The sequence below is a fragment of the Streptomyces sp. NPDC059456 genome (assembly GCF_042750055.1).
In the GTDB taxonomy this organism is placed as follows: Bacteria; Actinomycetota; Actinomycetes; order Streptomycetales; family Streptomycetaceae; genus Streptomyces.
This window is the reverse complement of sequence record NZ_JBHYVA010000159.1, coordinates 3,303-14,224: the sequence shown is the minus strand read 5'-3', so window position 1 is coordinate 14,224 and position 10,922 is coordinate 3,303. Positions and strand designations below refer to the sequence as shown.

The window sequence follows — 10,922 nt, the reverse complement described above, 5'->3', positions numbered from 1 at the left end:
GGCGGGGGGGGGGGGGGGGGGGCGGCCGGGGGGGGGGGGGGGGGCGCGGCGCGCCGGGCCCGGGGGGGGGGGGGGGCCCCCGCAGCGGTCTCCCGGAGCTGCGGAACTACTGCGCGAGCTCGTGGTCGTGGCCCGGGCGGAGCCCGCCCCCGGTGCTGCCGCCCGGCGTCGGCTTCGCGACGACCGGCCGGGACAGCGGGGCCAGGTCGTACGCGTAGTGGCCGACCGCGTTCGCGATGACGTCGACGTTGATGTCGAGCGCCTTCTGGTCGATGTTGGTGATGTCGTCGCCCTTGCCGTGGTAGTTCACGTCGTACGCGACACCGGCCCGGCCGCCGAACTTCGCTGCCTGCGCCGCCGTCTTGATGCCCTCGGCGCCCGTGTCCGTGCCGCCCGACGGGATGCCCGCCTCGATGAACGGGCCGTAGTCCGAGCGGCCGGTGAAGTCCGAGCCCTCGTGGGGGATCTTCTGCGCGTCGAGGAAGTCCGTGATGCCCTTCTCCAGCTGCGCCGAGCCCTCCGGGCCGGGTCCCGAGCCGACGTGGTCGGAGTCGTCGCCGTCGTAGACGAAGTACGCCGCGTTCGGCGAGGCGATCATGTCGAAGTTCAAGTACAGCCTGATCTGCTTCTTCTGGGCGTCCGTCAGGCCGTTCACGTACGCCTCGGAGCCCAGCAGGCCGAACTCCTCGGCCGACCACCAGGCGAACTTGACCTTGTTCTTGATCTTGTTCTGGCTGCTCGCGAGGCGCTGCGCGACCTGGAGGATGCCGGCCGAACCGGACCCGTTGTCGTTGATGCCGGGACCCGCCGCCACCGAGTCGAGGTGGGCACCGAGGAAGACGGTGTTGTCCTCGTCCCCGCCCCGGGTCTCCGCGACGACGTTGTACGTCTTGCGGTTCTCCCGGAACTCGCGGATGTCGAGGGTGACCTCGACCGGGCCGGCCGCCGCCTCGGCGGCGAGCCGTTCGCCCTCGGCCTGGGTGACGCCGCCGGTGGGGACCTTGCCCGCGTCCGCCGCGCCCAGGGTGCCGTTGAGGGCGCCCTCGGTGTTGTTGTAGATGACCGCGCCGACCGCGCCGGCCGCCGCCGCGTTGGCCTGCTTGACCGCGAAGGTGCAGCCGCCGCGCCTGACCAGGGCGATCTTCCCGGTGAAGGCGCCCGCGGCGAAGTCGCCCGGCTCGCAGCCGTTCGTGCCGTCCGCGTCCACGGGGGCGACGGCGAGCGGCGCCGTGACGCCGCCCTCCGGGCCGCTCGCCGTGTACGTCATCAGCTTGATCGGGACGTCGCGCCCGCCCGCGCCGCCCACCTTCAGCGTCTCGGCGATCGTCTCGACGTACACGAAGTCGAACTCGTTCTTCGAGACCTTGTAGCCGGCCGCCCGCATCACGGCCTCGACGTACTGCGCGGACTGCACGTGGCCCTTGGAACCGGCCACGCGGGTGCCCTTGTTGTAGTCGGCGATGGCCTGGAAGACCTTCAGGTGGTTGTTGGCGCCTTTGCCGGTCGAGTCCTTGACCAGCTTCCGGGCCAGCGCGTCGCCCCGGGCGGCATCGCTCTGCGGGCTGCCGGTGGCACCGGCCGGCCCGGCGAGCACCAGCGGGGAGACGAGGGCCGCGGCGGCCAGGGCGGCGGTTGCTGCGGCTATACGGCGTGAGGGCATGAAGATCCTTCCACGACAAGTACGAGCAGACGGCACACGGACGGACGGAAGCGGTGCACGGTACGTGGGGGAGCGGTGGACGCACGGTATAGACCATGAGGCCGGTCTGGCCAGAGGTTTCACTGAATTCCGGTGGGCGACTCCCGCATATCGGTGCCGTCAGCGCAGGATGCCCTCGATGAACTCCGAGCCGATTCGGGCCACCACGCCCAGATCCAACTGGTGCTGGACGTAACGCCCTTGGCGCCAGGTGCGCAGCAGTCCCGCCTTCTTCAGCGCCGACAGGTGCCGCGAGACCTCCGGCGCCGTGATGCCGTGTACGGTCGCCAGCTCGCTCGTCGTGTACGGGGCCCGGGCCAGGCTCCGGCACAGCATCATCCGCATCGGATGGGCCAGCGCCACCATCCGCCGCTGGAGCAGGTCCACCGAGCCCGGCTCGGGCAGTTCGGGGGAGCGCAGCGGATAGTGGACCACCGGCATCCAGCCGGGCGCGTGCAGCACCAGCAGGTGCGGCCAGCCGAAGTTCGTCGGAACGAACACCAGGCCGGGGCCTGTCTCCGGATCCGTCGCCGTGGCCGAGCCGTGGACCATCTTGTCGACGGTGATGGTGGTGGCGGCCTGGTCGACGCTCAGCGCCGTCGACACCTCGTGCAGCGTCGTCGCCAGCCCCTTGCGGCGCAGCAGCTCGGTCTTGTGCCGGGCGTCGGCGCCCTGCTGCGGCTCGATCCGCCGCCAGGTCTCCGCGAAGAACGCCTCGTCGCAGTCCTCCAGCATGCGCCGCAGCCACACCCGCACCGAGGCCGTGTCGTCCAGCAGCCGCAGCGAGAAGGCCAGCTGGCGCGGGCCGCGGGCGGCTGCCGTCTCCAGCGCCTTGGCCCGGGCCTGCGGGTTCGTCAACGGCGAGGGCCCCCCGCCCTCGTTGTACAGCGCCAGCCAGCAGTGCTCCAGGGCGGCCATCACGAACCGCTCGTCGTCGATCCGGTCGAGTACGTCGAGCTCCTCGGCCAGCGTCGCGGCGGGCAGGCCGGTGCCGCCGGGGACGCCCGCGAAGGCCATGAAGATGTCGGAGAACGAACTGCGCCACATGAACTCGGCCTCCAGCAGCCGGTCCGCGAGGCAGGGGTCCAGCGCGGCCGAGGTGGCGGTGGTCCAGGAGGTGAGGCCCGGGTGGTGCGCGGGCTGCGACAGGGCGTGCAGCGCCATGCAGAGCTCGGAGAGCGCGGAAGGTGCGAAACGGATGCGTTCCGCGGGGAGCCCGGCGATGTCGATGGTGACGCTCATCGGCCCATTCTGACCTGTCGGAGGGCTGTGACCAGGCCTGACACGGATCGATTGACGAGGAGCGTCAATCGTCGTGCGGGGTGGCCCGAGCGGGTCCAGGGTGGAGGGATGACAGCGATCGAGCAGTACCTCATCGACACCTGGCGCGCCTCCCGGCAGGGCGCCCCGATGCCCCCGCCGCCGGGCCGGGACGACGTCGCCGTGCTGCGCGCGGCCCGTACGTACGCGCAGTTCCAGGCCGTCCTCGACGGAAGGGGGGCCCGGCACCCCTGGTGGGCGGCTCTGCACCGGCTGGTGGCGGGAGGCCGCCGGCACGCGGCCGGAAGATCCTGATGCCGGCCGCTCAGCGGTCCTCGGGGTGGAAGTCGATCTCGTACGCGATCTCGGAGCGGCGGTCGGCGACCACGATGTCGGCGGTCTCCACCGCCCGCCCGTCCGTGGCGTAGTACGTCCGCTCTATCCGGGTGATCAGGTCGCCGACGCTGATGCCGAGCAGATTGGCCTGCCGCTGGTTCGCCCGCGCCGGGCGGGGGACCTCCAGCGCCGAGGCGACGAGCACGCCGATCGAGCGCATCCGCTCGATGACCCCGGCGCCCTTGAACGGGCCCGCCTCCGGGAGGACGACCGGAGTGCCGTCGGTGAGGGCCATCGGCTCCCAGGACTCGCAGATCTCCACCGGCCGGCCCTCGGCCAGGAACTCGTACGTGGTGAGCACGCACGGATCGCCCGCCGGGACGGCGAGCCGCTCCGCGATCCGCTCGGGCGCCGGAGTCCGGGCCGTGGAGTGCGCCTCCCACGTCAGGCCCGAACCGCCGGGTCCGGTCCGGCGGCGCCGCCGGGAGCGGACCATGCGCAGCCGTTCGCGCGGCTCGCACAGGTAGGTGCCGGAGCCGGCCCGGCCCTCCAGGAGCCCCTCGATGATCAACAGCTCCAGTGCCCGCTGCGTGACGCTCTGCCCGACGCCGTACTCCCCGGCGAACCGGGCCCGCGACGGCAGCTTGGCACCGACGGGCCACTCCTCGGCCCGGATCCGGGCGCGCAGCGAGTCCGCCACCTTCAAGTACGCCGTATCACGGGCCATATGAGCCGTCCTGTGCCGGTCGACGATGTGGGCCCAAGCTAATTCATCAGGTCGAACCCGAGTCTTCAGAACGGCGCGGAGTGAAAGGACGGGGCCGCCGCCGCGGCGCGGCGGCGACCCCGTCCGGGCTCAGTCGAAGTTCGGCGCGTTGCGCTCGTAGACCAGCCGCAGCCCGATCAGCGTCAGCCACGGCTCGTGGTCGTCGATGACCGAGGACTCGCCGAGGACGATCGGGGCGAGCCCGCCCGTCGCGATGACCCGTACGTCGTCCGGCGCGCCGCCCGGGCCGGCCAGCTCGCGGGCCATCCGGTTCACGATCCCGTCGACCTGGCCCGCGAAGCCGTAGACCACGCCCGACTGCATCGCCTCGACCGTGGACTTGCCGATCACGTTGCGCGGCCGCGCCAGCTCGATCTTGCGGAGCTGGGCGCCCCGTACGCCGAGGGCCTCCATCGAGATCTCGATGCCCGGGGAGATCACCCCGCCCACGTACTCGCCCTTCGCGGACACCGCGTCGAACGTGGTCGCCGTACCGAAGTCGACCACGATCGCCGGGCCGCCGTAGAGCTCGACGGCGGCGACCGCGTTGATGATGCGGTCCGCGCCGACCTCCTTGGGGTTGTCCATCAGGATCGGCACGCCCGTCTTGATGCCGGGCTCCACGAGCACCGCGGGGACGTCGCCGTAGTAGCGGCGGGTCACCTCGCGCAGCTCGTGCAGCACCGACGGGACGGTCGAGCAGATCGCGATGCCGTGGATGCCGTCGCCCAGCTCGCTGCCGAGCATCGGGTGCATGCCCATCAGGCCCTGCATCAGCACGGCCATCTCGTCGGCCGTGCGCCGCGGGTCGGTCGAGATCCGCCAGTGCTCGACGATCTCGTCACCGTCGAACAGGCCGAGCACGGTGTGGGTGTTGCCGACGTCGATGGTCAGCAGCATTACCGCTCCTCGCGCAGGTCCAGCCCGATGTCCATGATCGGGGAGGAGTGCGTGAGCCCGCCGACCGCCAGGTAGTCCACGCCCGTCTCCGCGTACGCGCGGGCGTTCGCCAGCGTGAGGCGGCCCGAGGACTCCAGCACCGCGCGGCCGGCGACCAGCGCCACGGCCTCCTCGGTCTCGATCGGCGTGAAGTTGTCCAGCAGGATCAGGTCCGCGCCCGCGTCCAGGGCCTCGCGGACCTGGTGCAGGGTGTCCACCTCGACCTCGATCGGCAGATCGGGGAACTGCTCGCGCACGGCCTTGAACGCCTCCGCGACACCGCCCGCCGCGATCACGTGGTTGTCCTTGACCAGCGCCGCGTCCGACAGCGACATCCGGTGGTTGACGCCGCCGCCGCAGCGCACCGCGTACTTCTCCAGGGAGCGCAGGCCCGGCGTGGTCTTGCGGGTGTCGCGGACCTTCGCCCCCGTGCCCTCCAGCTCGTCGGCCCACCGGCGGGTCGCCGTCGCGATGCCCGACATCAGGCAGAGCAGGTTCAGCGCGCTGCGCTCACCGGTCAGCAGGTCCCGGGTGCGGGCCCTGACCGTCAGCAGCACCTGGCCGGGCTGCACCCGGTCGCCGTCCTCGACGTGCCGCTCGACCTCGAACTCGTCCTCGCAGACGACGGACAGGACGGCCTCGGCGACGCGCAGACCGGCGACCGTGCCCGCCTCGCGGGCGGTGAAGTCGGCGTGCGCGACGGCGTCCTCGGGGACGGTCGCCACGGTGGTCACGTCGACGCCGCCGTCCAGGTCCTCGGAGATCGCCATGTGGGCGATGTCCTCGACCTCGATCGGGTCCAGGCCCGCGTCGGCCAGCAGCTGGGCCAGCGCCGGGTCCAGTCCCGACTCCTCGCCGTCGCCGCAGCCGCAGCCGTCGCCGCAGCCGCCCGCGGACTCGTCGAGGAGCTGCAGCTCCGCGTGCTCGTGCTCGTGGTCGTGCGTTTCGGGGGTGCTCACGATGACTGCTCCTGGCTCAGGGGGTGCTGTACGGACGGAAAGCCCGCGGAGTCGGTGGGGGTGACGACCAGGGCCCGCTTCTCGGTGGCGGACAGCCGGACGACGAGGTGGCGGCGCCAGGCGGCGTCGTCCCGGTCGGGGTGGTCCTCGCGCCAGTGGCAGCCGCGGGTCTCCTCGCGGCGCAGGGCGGCGGCGACCAGTACGCGGGCCACGCACAGCAGGTTCGTGGCCTCCCAGGTCTCGGTGCCGGGCACGGCGGTCTTGCCGTCCGTCTCCAGCGCCGTGAGGGCGGTCGCGTACAGGTCCTCCAGGGCGGCGGCCGCCGTGCGCAGCGAATCGGCGGAGCGGAGCACGCCCGCGCCTTCCGTCATGATGCGCTGGATCTCGTACCGCGCCCCGGCGGGCTGGAGCGGACCGGTCGCCGGGACCGGGATGCCCGGGCCGCTGCCCGCGGGCGCGTGACCGACGATGTCCTCGGCGATCCGCTCGGCGAAGACCAGCCCCTCCAGCAGGGAGTTGGAGGCCAGCCGGTTCGCGCCGTGCACGCCGGTGCAGGCGACCTCGCCGCACGCGTACAGGCCGGGGACCGTGGTCCGGCCGTGCAGGTCCGTCCGTACGCCGCCGGACGCGTAGTGCGCGGCGGGCGCGACCGGGATCGGCTCGGTCACCGGGTCGATGCCGTGGGAGCGGCAGGCGGCCAGGATGGTCGGGAAGCGCTGCTCCCACATCCGCGCGCCGAAGTGCCGGGCGTCCAGGTACATGTGCTGCGCGCCCTGCTCCAGCATGCGGCGCGTGATGCCCTTGGCGACGATGTCGCGCGGGGCCAATTCGGCCAGCTCGTGCTGCCCCAGCATGAAGCGGACGCCGTCACCGTCGACCAGGTACGCGCCCTCGCCGCGGACCGCCTCCGACACCAGCGGCTGCTGGCCCTCGGCGTCCGGACCCAGGAACAGCACGGTCGGGTGGAACTGGACGAACTCCAGGTCGGAGACCTCGGCCCCGGCCCGCAGCGCCAGCGCCACGCCGTCGCCGGTGGACACCGACGGGTTGGTGGTGGCCGAGAAGACCTGGCCCATCCCGCCGGTCGCCAGGATCACGGCGGGCGCGTGGACGGCGCCGACGCCGTCGTGCTGGCCCTCGCCCATGACGTGCAGGGTGACACCCGCCGTACGGCCCTCGGCATCCTGGAGCAGGTCCAGTACGAGGGCGTTCTCGACGGTCTCGATGCCGGCCGCGTGCACGGCCTCGACCAGCGCGCGGGAGATCTCGGCGCCGGTGGCGTCGCCGCCCGCGTGCGCGATCCGGCGGCGGTGGTGGCCGCCCTCGCGGGTCAGCTCGATCTCGCCGGTCTCGGCGGAGGTGTCGAAGACGGCCCCGGTCGCGATGAGCCGGCGCACGGCGTCCGGCCCCTCGGTGACCAGGAGCCGGACGGCGTCCTCGTCGCACAGCCCGGCGCCCGCGACCAGCGTGTCGTCCAGGTGCTGCCCCGGGGTGTCGCCGTCGCCGAGGGCCGCGGCGATCCCGCCCTGCGCCCAGCGCGTGGAACCGTCGTCGAGGCGGGCCTTGGTGACCACGACCGTACGGCGGCCCGCGGCGGCGCAGCGCAGTGCGGCGGTCAGGCCGGCGACGCCGGAGCCGACGACCACGACGTCGGCGTCGACGGCCCAGCCGGGGGCGGGGGCGTGCAGCCGTATGCCGGTACCGGCGGTGCCTGTGCCTGGGGTGCTCACGTGTGTGCTCCGAACTCCAATGGGATGTTGTCGATCAGCCGGGTCGTCCCCACCTTCGCGGCGACGGCCAGCACGGCCTGCCCGGTGAAGTCGGGGCCGACGTCGGTGAAGTCCTGCGGATCCACCAGCGCCAGGTAGTCCAGCAACAGCGGCGGGTCGTGCCGGGCCGCCTCCTCCAGGACGTGCCGGGCGGCGGCCCGTACGGCGTCCGGCAGGCCCGTGCCCGCGGCGGACACGGCGTGCGCGTCGGCGGCGCACCGGATCTCGCCGAGCCGCGCCAGGGCGGTGGCCCGCTCGTCGCTGGCCGGGGCCGCCTCGGCACGGGCCCGCAGCGCGGCCTGCGCGGCGAGCCGGTCCTGCCCGGCGAACAGGGCGCGGGACAGCGCCAGGGCCGTGCGGCGCTCCTGCGCGGACAGGTACCGGTTGCGGGACGACAGCGCGAGCCCGTCCTCCTCGCGGACGGTCGGCACGCCGACCACCTTCGAGGGGAAGTTCAGGTCAGTGACCATCCGCCGGATCAGGGCCAGTTGCTGGGCGTCCTTCTGGCCGAAGAGGGCCAGGTCGGGACGGGTGAGGTGGAGCAGCTTGGCGACGACGGTCAGCATGCCGTCGAAGTGGCCGGGCCGGGTGGCCCCTTCGAGGCGCTCGCCCATCGGGCCGGCGCTGACCCGCACCTGCGGGTCGCCGCCGGGGTAGACCTCGTCGACCGCCGGGGCGAACACCGCGTCGGCCCCGGCCGCCCGGGCGATCTCCAGGTCGGCGTCCAGGGTGCGGGGGTAGCGGTCCAGGTCCTCGTTCGCCCCGAACTGCAGCGGGTTCACGAAGACGGTGACCACGACCTGGCCCGCCGGCCCGGCCTGTTCGCGGGCCGTGCGGATCAACGTGGCGTGGCCCTCGTGGAGGGCGCCCATGGTCATCACGACGGCCCGCGGGCCCTCGGCGGTCCGCGGCAGCTTGTGCAGCTCCTCCGCGGTGTCGATCAGCAGCAGGTCGTGGTTCACCGGCGGTCGTCCCCTTCGGTGCCGTTGACGTGGTCCGCGCCGTCGGCGAGCACCCCGAGCAGGTCCTCGGCGAGTTCGGGCTTCAGGAGGCCGTGCGCGAGGGCCCGGTCGGCGGTGGTGCGGGCCATCGCCAGGTACCCGGCGACCGTGCCGGGGGCGTGCTTGCGCAGCTCCGAGACGTGCGCGGCGACGGTTCCGGCGTCACCGCGGGCCACCGGGCCGGTCAGCGCGGCGTCCCCGGAGCGCAGGGCGTTGTCGAGGGCCGCGCCGAGCAGCGGGCCGAGCATCCGGTCGGGGTGCCCGACCCCGGCCTTGTGCAGCAGCTCCATGGCCTGGGCGACCAGCGTGACCAGGTGGTTCGCGCCGAGGGCGAGGGCCGCGTGGTAGAGCGGACGGTTCTCCTCCGCGATCCACTCGGGCTCCCCGCCCATCTCGATCACCAGCGCCTCGGCCGCGAGCCGCAGCTCCTCGGGCGCCGTGACGCCGAACGAGCAGCCGGCGAGCCGCTGCACGTCGACCTCCGTGCCGGTGAAGGTCATCGCCGGGTGCAGGGCCAGCGGGAGCGCGCCCGCGCGCCGCGCCGGGTCCAGCACCCCGGTCCCGTACCGCCCGGACGTGTGGACGAGGAGCTGCCCGGGCCGGACCGCTCCGGTCTCGGCGAGCCCCTCGACGAGCGAGGGCAGCGCGTCGTCGGGCACGGTCAACAGCACCAGATCGGCCAGCTCCAGCACCTGCGCGGGCGCTACGAGCGGCACGTCGGGCAGCATCCGCGCCGCGCGCCGGCGGGAGGCGTCGGAGACGCCGGAGACGGCGACCGGCCGGTGTCCGGCCTGCTGGAGCGCACGGGCCAGCGCGGGGCCGACCCGGCCGGCGCCGACGACGCCGACGGTGAGCCTGGCCGGGCGCGGTTGCTGGGATGAATTCACGCGGGGAGGGCCTTCCGTTCCAGTCCGCGGGGGGTACCGGACGATACGCCGCCATGCTAGCCCCTGGGCGTGTTGGCCGGTCGGCGATGATCGGGGGCATGACTGGTGACGACGATCTGACGAAGCGGCTGGTGGCGGCGGGGCGGAGCGCCGGGCGGATGCTCGGCGGCAGCCTGCGGGAGGCGACGGTCGGCGAGCTGCTGTCCGGTCTGGCGGCGCCGGATCCCGACGAGCCGGCCGACCTGTACGGGGACGGCGTGGTGACCCGGCTGGAACGGCGGGTGGCCGAGCTGCTGGGGACCGAGGACGCGGCGTTCTTCCCGACGGGGACGATGGCCCAGCAGATCGCGCTGCGCTGCTGGGCGGGACGCACCGGGAACCCGGTCGTCGCCCTGCACCCGATGAGCCACCCGGAGCTGTGGGAGGGCGGCGCCCTGTCGCTGGTCTCCGGCCTGCGGACGGTCCACCCGACGACGGACCCGCGCCAGCCCACGGCCGAGGAGGTCGCCGACCTGGCCGAACCCTTCGGCACGCTGATGCTGGAGCTCCCGCTGCGCGACGCGGGCTTCCTCCTGCCCACCTGGGAGGAGCTGGAGGCCCTGGTCGACGCCGCCCGCGAACGGGACGCGGTGGTCCACTTCGACGGGGCCCGGCTGTGGGAGGCGACGGTGCACTTCGGGCGGCCGCTGGCGGAGATCGCCGCGCTCGCGGACTCCGTGTACGTGTCCTTCTACAAGTCCCTCGGCGGCCTCAGCGGCGCGGCCCTGGCGGGCTCCGCGTCGCTCGTCGCGGAGGCGAAGGTCTGGCGCCACCGGTACGGAGGCCAGATCTTCCGCCAGTTCCCGCAGGCCCTGTCGGCGCTGGCCGGCCTGGACCGGGAGCTGCCGCGCCTGCCCTCGTACGTGGACCGGGCGCGCGCGGTGGCGTCGGCGCTGGCCGAGGCACTGGCCGGCGGCCCCGTGCCCTGGTTCCGGATCAACCCGGAGGTCCCGCACACGCACCAGTTCCAGGTGTGGCTGCCGTACGAGGCCGACCGGCTGACGGAGGCGGGGGTGCGCCTCGCGGAGGAGACGGGCACCGTCCTCTTCCGCAGGTGGTCCCCGACGGTGGTGCCGGGCGTGTCGATGACGGAGGTCCAGATCACCGAGCCGGGCCTCACGTGGACCGCCGAGGACGTCCACGAGGCCGCGCAGGCCTTCACGGCCCGCATCTGACGGCGGCCCCGCCCCGTGCTCCGGGGCCCCGCCCCGCGCTTTCGGGCCCGCCCGGCACGCTCCGGCCCTGCCGGCGCCCGAGGCGCCGGCAG

10 protein-coding genes are annotated in these 10,922 nt (G+C 73.8%); 2 read left to right on the top strand and 8 right to left on the bottom strand.

The annotated features are described in order from the left end of the window. Positions 1–106: 106 nt before the first annotated feature. Positions 107–1,660 (bottom strand): M28 family metallopeptidase, encoded by a 1,554-nt coding sequence (locus tag ACFXA3_RS16525; protein ID WP_385187335.1) that lies wholly within the window; start codon positions 1,658–1,660, stop codon positions 107–109. Between the two features lie 159 nt (positions 1,661–1,819). Next, positions 1,820–2,941, bottom strand: a complete 1,122-nt coding sequence (locus ACFXA3_RS16520; RefSeq protein WP_385187333.1) for a DUF5937 family protein — start codon at positions 2,939–2,941, stop codon at positions 1,820–1,822. A gap of 108 nt (positions 2,942–3,049) precedes the next feature. Here ACFXA3_RS16520 and ACFXA3_RS16515 point away from each other — a divergent pair, with 108 nt between their 5' ends. Continuing rightward, positions 3,050–3,274, top strand: coding sequence for a hypothetical protein (locus ACFXA3_RS16515; RefSeq protein WP_385187331.1), 225 nt, complete (start codon positions 3,050–3,052; stop codon positions 3,272–3,274). 10 nt (positions 3,275–3,284) lie between these two features. Here ACFXA3_RS16515 and ACFXA3_RS16510 read toward each other — a convergent pair whose 3' ends face one another. The 6 genes from ACFXA3_RS16510 to ACFXA3_RS16485 form a co-directional block, all read right to left on the bottom strand. Continuing rightward, positions 3,285–4,022 carry a GntR family transcriptional regulator gene (locus ACFXA3_RS16510; RefSeq protein ID WP_385187329.1) on the bottom strand — a complete coding sequence of 246 codons (738 nt, stop codon included), beginning with the start codon at positions 4,020–4,022 and terminating at the stop codon, positions 3,285–3,287. A 129-nt stretch (positions 4,023–4,151) separates the two neighbouring features. Next, positions 4,152–4,961 carry a type III pantothenate kinase gene (locus ACFXA3_RS16505; protein ID WP_385187327.1) on the bottom strand — a complete coding sequence of 270 codons (810 nt, stop codon included), beginning with the start codon at positions 4,959–4,961 and terminating at the stop codon, positions 4,152–4,154. Continuing rightward, positions 4,961–5,914 carry a carboxylating nicotinate-nucleotide diphosphorylase gene (gene nadC / locus ACFXA3_RS16500; RefSeq protein WP_385187339.1) on the bottom strand — a complete coding sequence of 318 codons (954 nt, stop codon included), beginning with the start codon at positions 5,912–5,914 and terminating at the stop codon, positions 4,961–4,963. The genes ACFXA3_RS16505 and nadC overlap by 1 nt, the downstream gene beginning before the upstream one ends. 41 nt (positions 5,915–5,955) lie before the next feature. Continuing rightward, positions 5,956–7,689, bottom strand: a complete 1,734-nt coding sequence (locus ACFXA3_RS16495; RefSeq protein ID WP_385187325.1) for an L-aspartate oxidase — start codon at positions 7,687–7,689, stop codon at positions 5,956–5,958. After that, positions 7,686–8,690, bottom strand: a complete 1,005-nt coding sequence (panC, locus tag ACFXA3_RS16490) for a pantoate--beta-alanine ligase (protein ID WP_385187323.1) — start codon at positions 8,688–8,690, stop codon at positions 7,686–7,688. Before panC ends, ACFXA3_RS16495 begins: the two co-directional genes overlap by 4 nt. Continuing rightward, positions 8,687–9,616 carry a Rossmann-like and DUF2520 domain-containing protein gene (locus ACFXA3_RS16485; RefSeq protein ID WP_385187321.1) on the bottom strand — a complete coding sequence of 310 codons (930 nt, stop codon included), beginning with the start codon at positions 9,614–9,616 and terminating at the stop codon, positions 8,687–8,689. Before ACFXA3_RS16485 ends, panC begins: the two co-directional genes overlap by 4 nt. Before the next feature lie 98 nt (positions 9,617–9,714). Between ACFXA3_RS16485 and ACFXA3_RS16480 the strand changes: the two genes are divergently transcribed. Next, positions 9,715–10,830, top strand: coding sequence for a threonine aldolase family protein (locus ACFXA3_RS16480; RefSeq protein ID WP_385187319.1), 1,116 nt, complete (start codon positions 9,715–9,717; stop codon positions 10,828–10,830). The last annotated feature ends 92 nt before the right edge of the window (positions 10,831–10,922 follow it).

What these genes read in the sequence shown, in the direction of transcription:
- ACFXA3_RS16520 (WP_385187333.1), bottom strand. Translation starts at nt 2,941, where the DNA reads ATGAGCGTCACCATCGACATCGCCGGGCTCCCCGCGGAACGCATCCGT.
- ACFXA3_RS16510 (WP_385187329.1), bottom strand. Translation starts at nt 4,022, where the DNA reads ATGGCCCGTGATACGGCGTACTTGAAGGTGGCGGACTCGCTGCGCGCC.
- ACFXA3_RS16505 (WP_385187327.1), bottom strand. Translation starts at nt 4,961, where the DNA reads ATGCTGCTGACCATCGACGTCGGCAACACCCACACCGTGCTCGGCCTG.
- ACFXA3_RS16515 (WP_385187331.1), top strand. Translation starts at nt 3,050, where the DNA reads ATGACAGCGATCGAGCAGTACCTCATCGACACCTGGCGCGCCTCCCGG.
- ACFXA3_RS16480 (WP_385187319.1), top strand. Translation starts at nt 9,715, where the DNA reads ATGACTGGTGACGACGATCTGACGAAGCGGCTGGTGGCGGCGGGGCGG.
- ACFXA3_RS16525 (WP_385187335.1), bottom strand. Translation starts at nt 1,660, where the DNA reads ATGCCCTCACGCCGTATAGCCGCAGCAACCGCCGCCCTGGCCGCCGCG.